Origin of the sequence: Bradyrhizobium sp. YR681 (assembly GCF_000282615.1) — a bacterium.
In the GTDB taxonomy this organism is placed as follows: Bacteria; Pseudomonadota; Alphaproteobacteria; order Rhizobiales; family Xanthobacteraceae; genus Bradyrhizobium.
In genome coordinates, this window is the sequence record NZ_AKIY01000032.1 from 1 (window position 1) to 16,658 (window position 16,658).

The following is a 16,658-nucleotide window of genomic DNA, read 5'->3' on the forward strand; positions in this document are numbered from 1 at the left end:
CGGCTGCCGCAGCACCGTGTCCGCGACCATCGGCGTCCAGCCGCCGGTGGCGTTGGCGAGCGCCCGCGCCGTGATCGCGCGGCGGTGGCCGCGATCGACCACCGCGAGCCGCCAGGTGTCGGTCCTGTCGGCGCGGACGCAACGCGCCCCGGTCCTGATCGCAGCGCCGCGTTCGGTCGCCTCCAGCGCCGTGAGCACCACCAGGCGGGAATCATCGACGACGCAGTCCGAATATTCGAAGGCCATGCCGAACGGGCGCTTCAGCGCGTTGCCGACCGGATGATGCGTGATGTCGAGGGTCACTGATGGCGGCAGGCCGCCGCGGTTCGTCAGGCCGTCATAGACATACAGTCCGGCACGGAGCAGCCAGGGCGGACGCTCCTCGGAATGGGCGGGGATCACGAAGCGCATCGGCCGCACCAGATGCGGCGCGATGGCGAGCCAGATCCGCCGCTCGGCAAGCGCCCGGCGCACCCGCCAAAAGCCGCGGCGCTCCAGCACCGACAGATCGCCATGGATCAGTCGCGGCGTCGCCGACGAGGCCGCACCGCCGAGATCGCCCTGCTCGAACAGGATGACGCGCAGGCCGCGACCGGCCGCATCGCGCGCGAGGCTGACACCGTTCAGGCCGCCGCCGATGATCGCAAGATCGTAATCCGCCATGAAACCGTCGAGAGGGAGCGAAACGATACGCCTTCATCCCTAGCCGGTCTTGAGCGCAAGCTCCATGGTCTCGGTGCGTCCGACGAGGTCGGCATATTTGCCGATCGGCAGCGGCTTGCCGAGCAGATAGCCCTGCACGCCGTCACAGCCCTCCTTGGCGAGGAAGGTGAGCTGCTCGATCGTCTCGACACCCTCGGCGACGATCGACATTTCGAGGCCGTGGCCGAGATCGATCACGGCGCGCACGATCGCCGCCGATTGCGGGTTACGGCCGAGATTGATGATGAAGGCGCGGTCGATCTTGATCTTGTCGAACGGGAACGCCTGGAGATAGCTCAGCGAGGAATAGCCGCTGCCGAAATCGTCCATGGAGATGCGCACCCCGAGAGCTTTCAGGCGGCGCAGCAGCGCCAGGCCGCGATCAAAGTCCTCGATCAGCACGCCTTCGGTGATTTCCAGCTCGAGCCGGCCCGGCGCGAGCCCCGTCTCGATCAGGATCGAATGGACGAGGCCAACCACGTCGCCGTGCATGAACTGGGCCGGCGACAGATTGACCGCGACCTGGAGCGGTTTTGGCCAGGACGCCGCCTCGCGGCAGGCCTGCCGCAAAATCCACTCGCCCATCTCGACGATCAGGCCGCTCTCCTCGGCGATCGGGATGAATTCGGCCGGCGAAACCTGGCCGCGCACCGGGTGCTGCCAGCGCGCCAGGGCCTCGAAGCCGATGATCTCGCTCTCGGCGACGCTGTGGCCGGCGGCCCCCTGCGGCTGGAAGGCCAGCGAGAGCTCGCCGTTCTTGATCGCCATCGACAGGTCCTGATGCAGCACGCGGCGATCGCGGATCTGCTGGTCCATTTCCGGCTGGTAGAGGCTGATCGTGCCGCGCGATTTCTGCTTGGCGCGGAACAGCGCCGCACCGGCATTGGCGAGCAGCGAGGCCGCATCGGCGCCGTTGTGCGGGAAGACCGACATGCCGGTGGTGACGCCGGCCCGAACCGGACGGCCGTCGATCTGGAATTCCCGCGCGACCGCGTCGCCGATCTGCTGCGCCAGTGCAAGACCCGCCTCCGGCTGCTTGCCGTCGATGATCAGGCCGAACTCGTCGCCGGACAGGCGCGCCACCACGCCGCCGCGCGCGGAGTCCTGGAGGCGCTGGGCGACCTCGACCAGGAGCTTGTCGCCGAGCGCATGACCGAAGACGTCGTTGACCTCCTTGAGCCCGTCGAGGTCGACGCAGAGGACGGCGAACTCCTCGCCGGTGCCTTCGCAGGCCTCGATCATCTGGGTCAGCGCCTGAAGGAAGGCGGCGCGGTTCGGCAGATCGGTCAGGCCGTCGTGATAGGCCATGTGCGCCATGCGCGACTCGGTCTGCCGCCGGTCGGTGACGTCTTCATGGGTCTTGATCAGATATTGCGGCTCGCCGGCATCGTTCAGCACGGTGGCGCGGCGGGTCAGGAACAGCCGCAGGCCACCCTTGGTGGAGATCGGATGCTCCTCGGTGATCATCCCGCGCTTCTTGATCGCGGCCTCGTCGCGCGCGATGATCAGCTTGGCTTCCTTGGGATTGAAGATGTCGGACGCGGTCAGGCCGGTGGCTTCCTCGCGCCTTCGGTTGAGGATCGTCTCCGCGCTGCGGTTGGCGAGCAGATAACGGCCGTCCTTGACCTGCTCGACGATCAGCGCCACCGGGATGTTGTCGACGACGAGCTCCAGGAACTTCTTCGTGCTCTCCAGCTCCTGCGACAGCGAGCGGCGGTCGGTGATGTCCTCGAACACGATCAGCAGGAATTCGGGCTTGTTGTTCTCGTTGCGGACCACGATCCGGATCGAAGCCACCATGCGCCGGGTGCCGCTGCGGTCGACCTCGAACTCGTTGCGAAACTGGCCGTCCGGCGAATTGAGCGCGGCCCGGTCGGTTGCCTCGATGCTGGCCGCCGAGACCGGCGCAAACAGCTGGCGCGCGTTCTTGCCGACGACCTGGTCCCGGGAGAATCCCCAGAACCGCTCATAGGCGCTGTTGGCGAAGATGTAGCAGCCGTCCTCGATGTTCTTGGCGGCGACGCAGGCCGGCACGTTGTCCAGCACGGTTTCCAGGAACTGCTTGGTGGAGGCGAGCTGCCGCGACAGCCGGCGCTCCTCGCTGACGTCGAGATGCGTCGCCACCGAGCCGCCGTTCGGCAGCACGAAATATTTGACCAGGATGGCCCGGCCGTCAGGCAGTTCGGTGATCAGGCCGTTGGGGCTTGCCGCCTTCTGGTAGAACTCGTCGTCGGAGACACCGCCGAGGACCCCGCGCTTGCGCCTGAGCTCGAGGATGTCGTAGCCGTCCATGTCGGCCCACAGATCCGACCGTGACAGGCCATAGATCTCGAGATAGCGGTCGTTGCAGAAGATGATGCGCCGCTGCGCATCGGTCATCACCACGCCCTGGTTGAGATTGTTCATGGCGGAGGAGACGAAGGCGTTGCGCCGCAATTGCAGCCGCCTGGTCCGGCGCAGCGCGGAATGGACCCACAACGCGACCGCCGCCAGGAACGCGCAGACGACGATGCCCGCGATCAGCGCTTCCCAAATCAGGTTCGGATCGAGCCTGCCGAGATAGCTCGGCGCCTCCAGGCTGTCCGACAGCGCAAAGGCACGCGCAGGCGCGACCGCGCCGGCCAGGCACACGGCGGCCTGCACAGCAATCGGAAGCATGCTGCCCGCGTGCCAGTTCTTTTCAGCCATCAGCCACCCGCGATTTCAACGTCGGATTGTCTGGCCTCGCCGGTTTGGATCGGGTAAACGCCTGTACGCGCAACAGAAAAATGTGACGTCAAATACGGCAATTGCCCTGACATGATAAACGCTTCCTTAACGGAAAACGGCCCCGCGCCCTCGTTCTCAGCCCCAGTGCCACCGGCGCTTCCAGCGGACAGCCTGTACAATCATGGATAGGGTCGATTGCATCGTCATCGGAGCCGGCGTGGTCGGGCTCGCGGTGGCCCGAAAGCTCGCGCAGGCCGGGCGCGAGGTGATCGTGCTCGAGGCAGCCGAGGCCATCGGCACCATCACCTCCTCACGCAACAGCGAGGTGATCCATGCCGGCATCTACTACCGCGCCGGGAGCTGGATGGCGCGCATGTGCGTCGACGGCAAGCACGCGCTCTACCGTTACTGCGCCGAGCGGGGCATCCCTCATAAAAACTGCGGCAAGCTGATCGTCGCGACCAGTCCGAAAGAGACCGAGAAGCTGCAATCGATCAAGGCGCATGCCGAGGCCAACGGCGTGCTCGACATGCAGCTGCTCACGGGCGAGGCCGCGCGCGCGCTGGAGCCGGCGCTGGCCTGCGACGCTGCGCTGCTCTCGCCCTCGACCGGCATCATCGACAGCCACGCCTACATGCTCTCGCTGCGGGGCGAAGCCGAGGACTCCGGCGCGGCCTTCGCGTTTCACACCCCGCTGATCCGTGCCAAGGCGGCGGCCGGCGCGATCGAGGTCGAGGCCGGCGGCGAGGCGCCGATGACGCTGCAATGCAGCCTCCTCGTCAACGCCGCGGGCCTCTCTGCGACGACGGTGGCGCGCAACATCGACGGCATGCCGCTGGACCGGATTCCGCCGGCCTATCTCGCCAAGGGAAACTACTTCAGCTGCAACGCCAGGGCGCCGTTCTCGCACCTGATCTATCCGGTGCCCGAACCCGGCGGGCTGGGGGTGCATCTGACGCTGGACATGGCAGGGCAGGCGCGTTTCGGCCCCGACGTCGAATGGATCGAGACGATCGACTACGAGGTCGACCCGTCACGCGCCGAGCGCTTCTATCCGGCGATCCGCAAATACTGGCCGACGTTGCCTGATGGTGCGTTGATGCCGAGCTATTCGGGCATCCGACCGAAGATCGTGCCGCCGGCGGTGGCCACGCAGGACTTCATGATGCAGGGTCCGCGCGATCACGGCGTCGCAGGTTTGATCAACCTGTTCGGCATCGAATCGCCGGGACTGACGTCCTCGCTCGCGATCGCCGATCACGTCGCCGAGCTCGCAAACGACTAACCACCGCGCAAAGATCTTTGCGCGGTTTCGCACCTTCCCGCAGGGATGAGCGCAATAGCACTCATCCCTGCCTGAAAGGATGCGATCAAACTCTACGCTGATACGGGGGTTACTAGTGAAGCGTGTCGCCGGTGTGCTTCAGACGCTCGATCTGGTCCTTGACCATCAACTTCCGGCGCTTCAACTCAACAATTTGCAGGTCGTCTGTTGAAAGGTGCACGAGAGCTTCGTGCAATTCGTTTTCGAGAGTTTTGTGCTTCCGTTCCAATTCAACCAGATGTGCCTGAATTGTCATTCGAAACCTCCTCGGTAGGGGTGAACCTTGGATTCGATCCGGACGAGGAAGTGTACATCACCGATTCGTTCTGTCGATGGGTATCCGTCGTCGCAGCGTCATTTTTGAAAATTCATATGTAACGAAGCGTGAGTAATGGAACCACGCAGGAAAAATCCATGATATCAATGCGCTTGCGCAGCGTCGCAGCGACCGCAGAAATATGTTGCGGGAGATCGGCGGGCGAAGGTCGCAGATCGCTTGCGATCACGCCGCGCAAGGACGATAATTTCCACAGGGCATCCACAGCCTTAATCTCACGCCTATCGGTTTTCGGCCACCGCAGACATGACCAATGAAGACGAGCGTGAACTCGAATCCGAGCTCACCCGGTTGCAGCAGGAACACCGAGATCTCGATGCGGCGATCGATGCACTGCATCAATCGCCCGCCCCCGACCTGTTGCGGTTGCAGCGGCTGAAGAAGCGCAAGCTGTTGTTGCGCGACCGCATCGCGTTCATCGAAGACCAGATCACGCCCGACATCATCGCCTGATCCGCGAGGCACCTTTCGGCGCGGTTTGCCGCCGATGAATCCGCTTGACTCGAAAAGAACAAAATAGGAACATTTGGGTACCCAGCGCCCCCAGGAAACGCCCAAAGACGACCACAAAGGACAACGCAGATGCCGGCAAACGCCCTTCTCGACAATAGCCATTATGAACAGGCCTGCGATCAGGCGATCGCGATGTGCGACGGCAATCTGCGCAGCACCATCAAGGCGCTGATCATGGCCAATGAATATCTGGAAGCCGAATTGGCGGAATTGCAGGCGGCGATTTCCGCCGGCTGCATTCCCGAGACCTCACGCAGCAAGATGCGGAGCAAGAGCAGCGCCGCCTGAGCTCAACACTGGAGCGCAACCATGTCGGACGTGACCTACTACGTTGCAATGCCCTTCCTGATCGATGCCGACGGATCACCCGTCGCGGGCGCCGCGGAAGAATGCCAGAGCTCGACGGCCGCGCTACGACGCGCCGAGGCCTTGGCGCGTGGCACCGGCCATATCGGCGCGGTCGCGTTCAGCCGCAGCGGCGATCCCATGACCGGCGAATTCGGCGACGCCACGCTGCTGCGCAAATTCGGCAACGTGCCGGAAGATCTGGCCACGCTATAGGGGATTTATTGTTTGAGCATGATCTCCGCGCAAACGCGTTTCGCGTTGTCGCGAGGAAGTCCGCTGCATACTTTGCGCTGGCGCCGCCCGTCGGGCCCGGATCATGCTCAGCTGCTCACCAGCCTGATCCGCGGCTCGTGCCGCCGGCGCGCCTTGCGCACATACATGGCGGCATCCGCCTCTTCCAGCGCACGGCCTGCATCGGACTGCGCGCCCAGCAGCGCGACGCCGGCAGAGGCGCCCGCAGTCACCTGCTGGCCGCGAAACACGAAGGACAATTCGTCGACCGCCTGCTCGAAGATTGCCGCCTTCGCCTTGGCATCGGTCTCGCTGAGATTCCACAGCAGCAGCGCGAACTCGTCGCCACCGAGCCGGCCGACGACGTCCGAGGCGCGGACCTGCCGCGTCAGCGCGCCCACGATCGCCTTGAGCACCTCGTCGCCGGCGGCATGGCCGAAGGAATCGTTGATCGGCTTGAGACGATCGACGTCGAGCACGATCAGCGCGCCGCTGGCGCGGTAGCGTTTCATGTAGGCGATCGCGCGCGTGAGCTCGCGCTCGAAACCGCGCCGGTTCGGAATCTCGAGCAGGAAGTCGGTGTCGGCGGCCGCCTCGAGTTCCGCCACGCGCCGCTCCGCCGCCTTGAGCTTGCTCCGCAGGCTGCGGATGGTCGCCCTGGTGTCGTCGCCGGTCGACGCTCGACGCCGTGGAGGCGCGGCCGGGCGGCTGGCGGGACGCTTGGAGATCGGTCTGGATCGGCCGGCGCTGGTCTTCCGGCCCTTTTTGGCCTTCGCAGCGCTTGCCCTTTTTGGTTTCTTCATGGGCATCCTGCTCAATGAAGGCTTGCGGGGATTCACCAAGACAGGATAGTGCATTCCCTTCTCCTTGCCACCGCCTTGCGAGCCGCCGGCCGGAACCGATAATCTGGCCTATCCTCCTGTTTTCCGAGCACAATTGACGTCATGACCGCGCCGATCGCCATTATCATGGGAAGCCAGTCGGACTGGGAGACGATGCGGCACGCTGCCGACACGCTTGCAGCACTCGGCGTCGCCGCCGACACCCGCATCGTTTCGGCACATCGCACCCCTGACCGGCTGTTTACCTTCGCCAGGGGCGCCAAGGCAGCCGGTTACAAGGTCATCATCGCCGGCGCCGGCGGTGCTGCGCACCTGCCGGGCATGGCGGCGGCGCTGACGGAGCTCCCGGTCTTCGGCGTTCCCGTCGAATCCAGGACGCTCAAGGGCATCGATTCGCTCTATTCGATCGTGCAGATGCCCGCAGGCATCCCGGTCGGCACCCTCGCCATCGGCAAGGCCGGCGCCATCAACGCAGCCCTGCTCGCGGCCGCCGTACTGGCCTTGTCCGACCCCGCCTTGTCCGATCGCCTCGCCGCCTGGCGCAAGGCGCAGACCGAGGCGGTTGCGGAGCGCCCGGAGGACAAGGCGTGACTGACGCAAAGCAGGTGAAGCTGAAGCCCGGCGACACCATCGGAATCCTCGGCGGTGGACAATTGGGGCGGATGCTGGCCATGGCTGCCGCGCGGCTCGGCCTGCGCTGCCAGGTGTTCTCGCCCGATCCGGACTCGCCGGCCTTCGACGTCGTGCTGAACGCGACCTGCGCCGAATATGCCGACGTCGAGGCGCTCGAGATGTTCGCCAACGACGTCGATGTCATCACCTACGAATTCGAGAACGTGCCGTCGGCAGCCGCGATGGTGCTGGATGCGCGCCGCCCGGTGCTGCCCAACCGCAGGATCCTCGAGACCACCCAGGACCGGCTCGCCGAGAAGGATTTCGTCACGCGGCTCGGCATCGGCACGGCCGCTTACGCCGACGTCACCTCGGTCTCCTCGCTGCGCGAGGCGATCGCCAAGATCGGCCTCCCCGCGGTGCTGAAAACCCGCCGCTTCGGTTACGACGGCAAGGGCCAGGCCATCATCCGCGAGGGCGATGACATCGCCAAGGTGTGGACCAGCCTCGCCACCAAATCGGCGATCCTTGAAGCCTTCATCCCGTACGAGCGCGAGATCTCCGTGATCGCGGCGCGCTCGGCATCGGGCCAGGTCGAGTGCTTCGACGTCACCGAGAACGAGCACCGCGACCACATCCTGAAAATATCGCGCGCGCCCGCGCCGATCCCGGACGCGCTCGCCGAAGAGGCGCGCAGCATCGCGGGCAAGATCGCAAGCGCACTCGACTATGTCGGCGTGCTCGCCGTCGAGATGTTCGTGCTCGCCAACGGCACGGGAGCAAAGGTGCTGGTCAACGAGATCGCCCCGCGCGTGCACAATTCCGGGCACTGGACGCTGGACGGCGCCTCGGTCTCGCAGTTCGAGCAGCACATCCGCGCCATCGCCGGCTGGCCGCTCGGCAAGCCGGTGCGCCATGGCGAGATCGTCACCATGACCAATCTGATCGGCGACGAGATCAACGATTACGAGAAGTGGCTGACCGTTCCGGGCGCGACCATCCACATCTACGGCAAGGGCGCCCCGCGCCCCGGCCGCAAGATGGGCCACGTCACTGAAGTCAGGCCGCCGAAAGGCGAGTAGCGGGACCGCAGCGTCTGCTGCGATCCCGCCTTTCGATCAGGCCGTCTTCGCGCCTGCGACCACACCGCTCGGCTCCTCGCTGAGCCAGCGATAGATCACTCCGCCCAGCGCCCCACCGATCAGCGGCGCCACCCAGAACAGCCAGAGCTGCGACAGCGCCCAGCCGCCGACGAACAACGCGGGGCCCGTGCTGCGCGCGGGATTCACCGACGTGTTGGTCACGGGAATGCTGACGAGATGGATCATCACCAGCGCAAGCCCGATCGCGAGCGGCGCGAAGCCCGCCGGCGCACGGCCGTGGGTGGCGCCCATGATGACGAACAGGAACATCATGGTCATCACCACCTCGGTGACGAAGCAGACGACCATGCTGTACTGCCCCGGCGAATGCGCGTCGTACCCGTTCGAGGCAAAGCCCTTGGTGACGTCGAAGCCGGGGGCGCCGCTGGCGATGATGTAAAGCAGTTCGGCAGCGACGATCGCGCCGCAGACCTGCGCAATCACGTAGGGCAGGATCTGGCCGGCCGGAAAGCGCCCGCCGGCAGCAAGGCCGACGGTGACAGCCGGATTGAGATGACAGCCCGAGATGTGGCCGATCGCGTAAGCCATGGTGACGACGCTCAAGCCGAAAGCCAGGGACACGCCGACCAGACCGATCCCGACCTGCGGGAAGCCGGCCGCGATCACCGCGCTGCCACAACCTGCGAATGTGAGCCAGAAGGTGCCGATGGCCTCGGCGGCATATTTCTTCATATCCATGTATCGTCCCCTGATTTCAAATTTCCGGAACAAAGCTCCGGCCGCAGCCCCGCCAAAGACGCCAAATCTCCCAAATCGGGGCCGCACAGGGGTCTTTTCGCCTCATTTAATGGCTGAACTTGGCCCGAAAGCCCGCTTGGCCGGTGGACATCCCGGGTTTTGTCTGATACATCGGCGCCCTCAAGGTTAAGGGCTTGCGCGTTTTGCCATCCCCTTTGTCTTACCAGAATTCAAATCCTGTCCACTGAAGAGGATGCCGCGTGCAGGTTCTCGTTCGCGATAACAATGTCGACCAAGCTCTCAAGGCGCTGAAGAAGAAGATGCAGCGCGAGGGCATTTTCCGCGAGATGAAGCTCCGCGGTCACTACGAAAAGCCCTCCGAGAAGAAGGCCCGCGAAAAGGCCGAAGCCGTGCGCCGCGCGCGCAAGCTGGCCCGCAAGAAGCTGCAGCGCGAAGGCCTGCTGCCGATGAAGCCGAAGCCGGTGTTCGGCGCTGGCCCCGGCGGCGAGCGTGGCGGCCGTGGTGGCCCGGGCGCAGGTGCAGGTGCAGGTCCGCGCGGACCGCGCTGATTTGCCGAACTTGCAAGACTGAATTTCAAGGCTGAGTTTTCGATGACGCGGGCCCCCGGCCCGCGTTATTATTTTGTAGCGGCGCCTCTCTGGGACGGGGCACTGCCGATGCGGCACTCAAGCGCGATGAGATTGGAATTGTTTGTCATCGCGCTTTAGGTTGTTGTTCGAACATGATCTTTTCGGAAAACCGCTGCACACTTTTCCGGATCGTGCTCTAGCGCGAGCGAACCGTAGATGGCCTCCCCTTTCCCCGAGCGCAGCTTGGCGCGGCTCCGCCAGATCTGGCAGCAGCCGTTCGCGCTGGCCTTGATGGGGATCGCATTGTGCGGCTGCTCCTTCGATCTGGGATCCTTGATGCCGGAGAAGGACAAGCCGCAGGAGGCACCCAAGGCGGCCGCCGCCACGGAGAGCGCCGTCAGCGCCGGCAATGTCAACGCGGCCCAGGCTCACACCGTAAAGGCCCAAGCCCTCGCCAGGTCAGGCGAGACGGCGGCAGCGCTGGCCGAGTTCAACCAGGCGGTCGAGCTCGATCCTTACAATGCACAGGCCCTCTATGGCCGCGCGCAGATCTATCAGGGCAACAGCCAGCATGATCTCGCCATCGCCGATTTCAGTGCCGCAAACGGGCTCAATCCGCAAAAGGTCGAGCCGCTGCTCGGCCGCGCCAGCAGCTATCTCGCCGTCGGCAAGGTCAAGGAAGCGGCGGCCGATCTCGATGAGGCCTCGGAGGCCGATCCGCACAACGCCCAGGTCTGGACCGCGCGGGGACAGGTCTATGAGCGGCTGGGCGACAAGGCCAAGGCGGCAGCGTCCTACAACAAGGCGGTTTCGTTGCGTCCACGCGACGATGCCGCCCGCAGCGGCCTCGCCCGCGTCGGCGGCTGACGATTCGGAAGAGAAACCGCCTTAATCGGGGGTGGAGTTCTTCGGCAGGACAGAGTGGAACATCGACTTCATGCCCGACAGCATCTCGTCGGCGACATTGGTCTTTTTCGGCCTCGGCATGGCTCCGCCGGCATCGGCACGCAGATCGAGCGGCGGCGCAATCACCGGCACGGGGATGTCAGCCGGCGGCGTGATCCGGTTCGGATCGTCATTGCCGACCGAGGCCGTATAGGACGGCGACGAGCCGCCATTGCCATAGGCCTCGGGGGAGGGTGTCGACACCGTGATCGGCGGCGGCAGCGGACGGACCGTGGACGGCTCCGTCGCGACGACACGCGGGGCCTCCGGGGTGCGGACGGCTTCGCGCACCGCAGGCTCAGGGGTCCGCTCGACCGGCTTGGTTTCGGCAGATTTGGCTTCGGCAGCTTTGCCCTCAGGCGACTTGCGCAGACGCTCGATGGCGGCCCGCGCCAGATCGTTGGCATCGGGGGTCGCGGCCGGGGATGCAGCGGCCGGCGCCGAATTGGCCTCCACCACTGGAGCCGCGGCTGCCGGGGCCGACTTCGCGGCCGCCTTCTCACGCGCCGCCGGGCGGCCGTGCGAAGCGGCATCAGCGGGAGCCAGATCCGCGGCCTTGGTATCCTGAGCCTTGGTATCCTGAGCCTTGCTGTCCGCCGCCTTGGTGTCGGATTTGTCGGCGGATTTTTCGACCGCCGCCTTCTCCGTCACGCCCTTCTCGGAGACGCCTTTGGCCTTGACGCCGTGCGCGGGAATGTTGGCGGTATCCGCAGGCTTGGCGTCCTTGCCGGCCTCGGCAGGCGCCACCACGGCCGCAGGGGTATCGGCCGCCGGCCTGGCGTTGATGTAGTGGTTAACGATGTACGCCCCGATGATCGTCGCGAGCACCGAGGGGAAAATATCCATCGAGATTTTAGCGAGGTATTTCAGCATTTCTCGGCCACTCCCCGCGCGATCAGATGCGGGAACTTTGGGGCATTGTAAGGGATCAACTGCGACGGATCGATGGCAAAGCTAACGCCGGACGTTACGGCTTCAGCTCGATCTCAAGGAACACGATCTCGGTTGAGGTTTCGTTAAGTACGTCGTGTTGGACGCCGGTCTTGCGGAAGTAGGATTTCCCGGCCGCCAGCTGCGCCTTGGAGCGCTCGCCATTGGGTGCCACGATGGTCATTTCGCCGGCGACGACGGGAACAATCACATAGTCCATTCCGTGGGTGTGGGGCCCGGTCGCGCTGCCCGGGGCAAGCCGCCATTCGGTCACCCGGACCTCGTCATTGTCGATCTGGACTTCGGACTTGGCGGCAAGCATTGGACATTCTCCTAGGGCACGAAAACCATGAACACGTAGACCGCAAATACCACCATATGGACCAGCCCGAACAGCACATTGGTCCTGCCCGTGCCGAAGGTCAGCATGCTCAGCAAGAATGTCAGGAATAACAGCGCCGTATTCTGGGGATTGAGGCCCAGCACCAGCGGCTGGTCGAGCACATAGGTGGCGAGCCCGACCGCGGGAATGGTCAGCCCGATGGTCGCCAGCGAGGACCCGAGCGCCAGGTTGATGCTCTTTTGAAGGTCGTTCTTGCGGGCCGCGGCGATCGCCGAGACACCCTCCGGCATCAGGATCAGGAGCGCGACCAGCAGGCCCGCGAACGCCGGCGGAGCTCCGATCCGGACCGCGACGGCATCGACCACCAGCGAGAATTTCTTGGCGAGGAGAACCACGGCCAGCAGCGAGATCAGCAGCAGTGCGATGCTGAGCGCCAGCATCCTGCCCGACAGATGCGCCTCCCCACCCTCGCCGTCCGCCCGCTCGTGGACGAAATAGTCCTTGTGGAGCACCATCTGGGTATAGAGGAACACGCCGTAGAGCACGATGGTCGCGAGATCCACGAAGCCGAGCTGGAGCGTCGAGTAGATCGGGCCCGGTGCCGTCAGCGTGTAATTGGGCATGATCAGCGTGATGGTTGCCATCGCGATCAGCACGCTGAGATAGACGTTGGCCCCGGAGACCTGAAAGCCCTGCTCGCGGTAACGCAGCCCGCCGATGAAGACGCAGAGGCCGACGAGGCCGTTGCAGACGATCATCACGACCGCGAAGACGGTGTCGCGTGCAAGTTCCGGCGCCGGCTTGTCGCCGAGCATGATCGTGGTGATCAGCGCAACCTCGATGATGGTGACCGCCAGCGTGAGCAGCAGCGTGCCATAGGGCTCGCCGATCCGCTCGGCGATCACCTCGGAGTGATGAACGGCCGCGAACACGGTGCCGAACAGGATCACCAGCAGCACGATCGCAAACAGGCCGCCGCCGGCCGTCAGCGTGAAGCCGTAGCCGGTCGCGGTGACGATCAGGAACAGCAGCACCGCCAGAGCGGGGAAGATCCATGACGACCGCGGCATCGGTCCGTGTGCGCTCATGCAGGCGATTCCTTCAACTGGGAGGTCGATTATGCGCGAGAAGATCGCGCGCGTCAGCCCTCAGCCGCCATTGACGAATTGCCGCGCGATCGCCAGAGCTCCAAAATCGTCGAGATTTTCGTGCCCTCCGCCGGAAAGCCGCACCAGCTTCTTGGGCTCGCGGGCCAGCGCAAACAATCGCTCGCCGAAGGCGATGGGGATCGCCGGATCGTCGGTGCCGTGCATGATCAGCAACGGCACCGCGACGCCTGCGATGCGCTCGTCGGAGCGAAACTGATCGCGCATCAGGAGCCGAACCGGAACGATGCGAAGCAGCGCGCCGGCGACCTCGGCCGTCGACGTGTAGGGCGCCTCCAGAATCAACCTGCCGACCGGATGCCCGGATGCGAGCGCAACCGCGACACCGGTCCCCAGCGAGAACCCCCAGGCCACGATACGCGCGGCGTCATAGCGCTCCGTCGTGAAGGCGTAGGCGGCAGCCGCGTCCCGCAACAGGCCCTGCTCGCTCGGCGCACCGGTCGAGCCGGCATAGCCGCGATAGGACAGCGCGACGAGACCGGTGCCATCGGCAACGATGCCATCGAAGCGGCTGACGCGTCCGGCGAGAAAATCGCCGTTGCCCGGAAAGAACAGCACCACCGGCCGGCCGGGCCTGGCCGGCACGTGCCAGACGATGACCTTCTCGCCATCGGACGTGGTGAGGATGTGTTCCTCGGCTTGCGGAAATCCCGCCGCGGCGGGCGCCTTGCGCTCGGTCGTCGGAATCGGAAACAGCATGTCCCGCTGCTTCACATAGAGCAGGACGAGACCGGCGAGATAGAGGGCGGCAGCGACGATGGCGATCCATTTCAGGAATGTCATCGCTGCGCCGGCCCTCCGGCGCTACATCGCCTTGACGATGTTCTCGGTGACCTTCTTGGCGTCGCCCAGCAGCATCATGGTGTTGTCGCGATAGAACAGCGGATTGTCGATGCCGGCATAGCCGGACGCCAGCGAGCGCTTGATGAACATCACGGTGCCGGCCTTCCAGACCTGGAGCACGGGCATGCCGTAGATCGGCGAGGTCTTGTCCTCTTCGGCGGCCGGGTTGGTGACGTCGTTGGCGCCGATCACGAAGGCGATGTCGGCCTGCGCGAATTCGGAGTTGATGTCCTCGAGCTCGAACACCTCGTCATAGGGCACGTTGGCTTCTGCCAGCAGCACGTTCATGTGGCCGGGCATGCGGCCCGCGACCGGGTGAATGGCGTACTTCACCTCGACGCCTTCCTTCTTCAGGATGTCGCCCATCTCGCGCAGCGCGTGCTGGGCCTGCGCCACCGCCATGCCGTAGCCGGGCACGATGATGACCTTCTGCGCGTTCTTCATGATGAAGGCGGCGTCGTCGGCCGAGCCGAGCTTGGCGGGCTTCTGCTCGCCGCCGCCACCGCCGGCCGCGGCGGTCTCGCCGCCGAAGCCGCCGAGGATGACCGAGATGAAGGACCGGTTCATCGCGTGGCACATGATGTAGGACAGGATCGCGCCCGACGAGCCGACCAGCGCGCCGGTGATGATCAGCGCGGAATTGCCGAGCGTGAAGCCGATGCCTGCTGCGGCCCAGCCGGAATACGAGTTCAGCATCGAGATCACGACCGGCATGTCGGCGCCGCCGATCGGGATGATCATGAGCACGCCAAGCGCCAGCGCGATGATGACGATCAGCCAGAAGTCGAGCGCGCTGCCCGACATCACCAGCCCGACGATGAAGACGACGAGCAGAACGGCCAGCACGATATTGATGACATGGCGGAACGGCAGGATGATCGGCGCACCGCTCATGCGCGCGGACAGCTTCAGGAACGCGATCACCGAGCCGGTGAAGGTCAGCGCGCCGATGGCGACGCCGAGCGACATCTCGACCAGGCTCTGCGGATGGATGTTGCCGGGAGTGCCGATGTCGAAGGCTTCGGGCGCGTAGAACGCGCCGGCGGCGACCAGCACCGCGGCCATGCCGACCAGCGAGTGGAAGGCGGCCACCAGTTCCGGCATCGAGGTCATCGGCACGCGGCGGGCGATCACCGCGCCGATGCCGCCGCCGATGGCGATGCCAAGGATGACAAGGATCCACGCCACGCCGTCCGCCGGCGGATGGCTGGCGAGCGTGGTGGCGACCGCGATCCCCATGCCGACCATGCCGAACAGATTGCCCTGGCGCGACGTCGCCGGGCTCGACAGCCCGCGCAGCGACAGGATGAACAGCACCCCCGCCACGAGATACAAGAATGCAGAGAGATTGGCGTTCATCTCAGGTCCCCATCTGTCCCTTCAGCCCGAGGTGGCCGCTCACTTCGACTTCTTCTTGTACATCGCCAGCATGCGCTGGGTGACAAGGAAGCCGCCGAAGATGTTCACGCTGGCAAAGATGAGCGCGATGAAGCCGAAGCCCCGCGCCCAGCCCGAGCCGCTCGAGATCATGCCGACGCCGACCGCGAGCAGCGCGCCGACCACGATCACCGAGGAGATCGCGTTGGTCACGCTCATCAGCGGCGTGTGCAGCGCCGGCGTCACCGACCACACCACGAAATAGCCGACGAAGACGGCGAGGACGAAAATCGACAGCCGGAAGACGAAGGGGTCGACGACCTGTGCAACATGCTCCATGGCGGCTCTCCTTACGCTTTCGGCTGGAAGTTCGGGTGGATCACGGCGCCGTCCCTGGTCAGGGCGGTGGCCTTGACGAGCTCGTCGTCCCAGTTCACGGCGAGGGCCTTGGTACCCTTGTCGACCATGGTCTCGATGAAATTGAACAAGTTGCGCGCGTAGAGGCTGGAAGCCGACGCCGCGACACGGCCGGCAACGTTGGTGTAGCCGACGATCTTGATGCCATCGAGGTCGACGACCTCGCCGGGCTTCGCGCCCTCGACATTGCCGCCACGCTCGACGGCGAGATCGACCAGCACCGAACCAGGCTTCATCGACCTGACCATATCGCCCGAGACCAGCTTCGGCGCGGGCCGGCCCGGAATCAGCGCGGTGGTGATGACGATGTCCTGCTTCTTGATGTGCTCGGCGGTGAGCGCGGCCTGCTTGGCCTGGTACTCTTTCGACATTTCCTTGGCGTAGCCGCCGGCGGTCTGCGCGTTCTTGAACTCCTCGTCCTCGACGGCGAGGAACTTTGCACCGAGCGATTCCACCTGCTCCTTGGTCGCAGGCCGAACGTCGGTCGCGGTGACGACGGCCCCGAGACGGCGCGCGGTCGCGATCGCCTGGAGGCCGGCGACGCCGACGCCCATCACGAACACTTTTGCGGCGGGTACGGTACCTGCC

General features: G+C 65.1%; 21 protein-coding genes. 9 read left to right on the plus strand and 12 right to left on the minus strand.

All coding sequences use genetic code 11. The features are described 5' to 3' along the window. Positions 1-663, minus strand: a 663-nt coding sequence (locus PMI42_RS05065; RefSeq protein ID WP_008131162.1) for an FAD-dependent oxidoreductase, incomplete at its 3' end; no start/stop codon positions are given. A gap of 39 nt (positions 664-702) precedes the next feature. Further along, entirely contained in the window at positions 703-3,390 is a 2,688-nt protein-coding gene (locus PMI42_RS05070) for a sensor domain-containing protein (protein ID WP_008131164.1), read from the minus strand. A gap of 202 nt (positions 3,391-3,592) precedes the next feature. Here PMI42_RS05070 and PMI42_RS05075 point away from each other — a divergent pair, with 202 nt between their 5' ends. After that, positions 3,593-4,696 (plus strand): NAD(P)/FAD-dependent oxidoreductase, encoded by a 1,104-nt coding sequence (locus PMI42_RS05075; protein WP_008131166.1) that lies wholly within the window; start codon positions 3,593-3,595, stop codon positions 4,694-4,696. A 112-nt stretch (positions 4,697-4,808) separates the two neighbouring features. Here the strand turns inward: PMI42_RS05075 and PMI42_RS05080 are convergent, their stop codons facing one another. Next, the gene (locus tag PMI42_RS05080) at positions 4,809-4,991 is read right to left on the minus strand and encodes a YdcH family protein (protein ID WP_008131172.1); all 183 of its coding nucleotides are present in this window, start codon (positions 4,989-4,991) and stop codon (positions 4,809-4,811) included. Between the two features lie 327 nt (positions 4,992-5,318). Here PMI42_RS05080 and PMI42_RS05085 point away from each other — a divergent pair, with 327 nt between their 5' ends. The 3 genes from PMI42_RS05085 (at position 5,319) to PMI42_RS05095 (ending at position 6,146) form a co-directional block, all read left to right on the plus strand. After that, positions 5,319-5,525, plus strand: a complete 207-nt coding sequence (locus PMI42_RS05085) for a YdcH family protein (protein ID WP_008131174.1) — start codon at positions 5,319-5,321, stop codon at positions 5,523-5,525. A 129-nt stretch (positions 5,526-5,654) separates the two neighbouring features. Then, positions 5,655-5,873: a hypothetical protein gene (locus PMI42_RS05090; RefSeq protein WP_008131175.1), complete on the plus strand. Its 219-nt coding sequence runs from the start codon at positions 5,655-5,657 to the stop codon at positions 5,871-5,873. A 21-nt stretch (positions 5,874-5,894) separates the two neighbouring features. Next, complete coding sequence (locus PMI42_RS05095; protein ID WP_008131177.1) at positions 5,895-6,146, plus strand: hypothetical protein; 252 nt, start codon at positions 5,895-5,897, stop codon at positions 6,144-6,146. 107 nt (positions 6,147-6,253) lie between these two features. Here the strand turns inward: PMI42_RS05095 and PMI42_RS05100 are convergent, their stop codons facing one another. Beyond that, on the minus strand, positions 6,254-6,892 hold the full coding sequence (locus tag PMI42_RS05100; protein ID WP_240535207.1) for a GGDEF domain-containing protein: 639 nt from the start codon (positions 6,890-6,892) through the stop codon (positions 6,254-6,256). Here PMI42_RS05100 and PMI42_RS40350 point away from each other — a divergent pair. From PMI42_RS40350 to PMI42_RS05110, 3 genes are all read left to right on the plus strand, one after another. Continuing rightward, positions 6,813-7,016, plus strand: a complete 204-nt coding sequence (locus PMI42_RS40350) for a hypothetical protein (protein ID WP_240535208.1) — start codon at positions 6,813-6,815, stop codon at positions 7,014-7,016. The two genes, PMI42_RS05100 and PMI42_RS40350, sit on opposite strands and share 80 nt — an antisense overlap. Before the next feature lie 92 nt (positions 7,017-7,108). Then, the gene (gene purE / locus PMI42_RS05105) at positions 7,109-7,597 is read left to right on the plus strand and encodes a 5-(carboxyamino)imidazole ribonucleotide mutase (RefSeq protein WP_008131181.1); all 489 of its coding nucleotides are present in this window, start codon (positions 7,109-7,111) and stop codon (positions 7,595-7,597) included. Beyond that, positions 7,594-8,700, plus strand: coding sequence for a 5-(carboxyamino)imidazole ribonucleotide synthase (locus PMI42_RS05110; RefSeq protein WP_008131183.1), 1,107 nt, complete (start codon positions 7,594-7,596; stop codon positions 8,698-8,700). Before purE ends, PMI42_RS05110 begins: the two co-directional genes overlap by 4 nt. A 36-nt stretch (positions 8,701-8,736) precedes the next feature. Here PMI42_RS05110 and aqpZ read toward each other — a convergent pair whose 3' ends face one another. Then, positions 8,737-9,459, minus strand: coding sequence for an aquaporin Z (aqpZ, locus tag PMI42_RS05115; protein ID WP_008131185.1), 723 nt, complete (start codon positions 9,457-9,459; stop codon positions 8,737-8,739). Between the two features lie 260 nt (positions 9,460-9,719). Here aqpZ and rpsU point away from each other — a divergent pair, with 260 nt between their 5' ends. Continuing rightward, a complete protein-coding gene (rpsU, locus tag PMI42_RS05120) occupies positions 9,720-10,028 on the plus strand; it encodes a 30S ribosomal protein S21 (protein ID WP_008131187.1) in 309 nt (102 codons plus the stop codon). A gap of 237 nt (positions 10,029-10,265) precedes the next feature. Continuing rightward, positions 10,266-10,916, plus strand: a complete 651-nt coding sequence (locus tag PMI42_RS05125; RefSeq protein WP_008131191.1) for a tetratricopeptide repeat protein — start codon at positions 10,266-10,268, stop codon at positions 10,914-10,916. A 21-nt stretch (positions 10,917-10,937) separates the two neighbouring features. Here the strand turns inward: PMI42_RS05125 and PMI42_RS05130 are convergent, their stop codons facing one another. The 7 genes from PMI42_RS05130 to PMI42_RS05160 all read right to left on the minus strand — a co-directional run. Continuing rightward, on the minus strand, positions 10,938-11,867 hold the full coding sequence (locus PMI42_RS05130; protein ID WP_008131193.1) for a hypothetical protein: 930 nt from the start codon (positions 11,865-11,867) through the stop codon (positions 10,938-10,940). 94 nt (positions 11,868-11,961) lie between these two features. Continuing rightward, complete coding sequence (locus tag PMI42_RS05135; RefSeq protein ID WP_008131195.1) at positions 11,962-12,246, minus strand: cupin domain-containing protein; 285 nt, start codon at positions 12,244-12,246, stop codon at positions 11,962-11,964. 11 nt (positions 12,247-12,257) lie between these two features. After that, positions 12,258-13,355: a calcium:cation antiporter gene (locus PMI42_RS05140; RefSeq protein ID WP_008131197.1), complete on the minus strand. Its 1,098-nt coding sequence runs from the start codon at positions 13,353-13,355 to the stop codon at positions 12,258-12,260. A gap of 60 nt (positions 13,356-13,415) precedes the next feature. Next, positions 13,416-14,216 (minus strand): alpha/beta hydrolase, encoded by an 801-nt coding sequence (locus tag PMI42_RS05145; protein ID WP_008131199.1) that lies wholly within the window; start codon positions 14,214-14,216, stop codon positions 13,416-13,418. 21 nt (positions 14,217-14,237) lie between these two features. Next, positions 14,238-15,635, minus strand: coding sequence for an NAD(P)(+) transhydrogenase (Re/Si-specific) subunit beta (locus PMI42_RS05150; RefSeq protein WP_008131200.1), 1,398 nt, complete (start codon positions 15,633-15,635; stop codon positions 14,238-14,240). Positions 15,636-15,674: 39 nt separating this feature from the next. Next, positions 15,675-15,992, minus strand: a complete 318-nt coding sequence (locus PMI42_RS05155; protein ID WP_008131201.1) for a proton-translocating transhydrogenase family protein — start codon at positions 15,990-15,992, stop codon at positions 15,675-15,677. 11 nt (positions 15,993-16,003) lie between these two features. After that, on the minus strand, positions 16,004-16,658 hold a 655-nt coding region (locus tag PMI42_RS05160; RefSeq protein WP_008131202.1), incomplete at its 5' end, for a Rossmann-fold NAD(P)-binding domain-containing protein.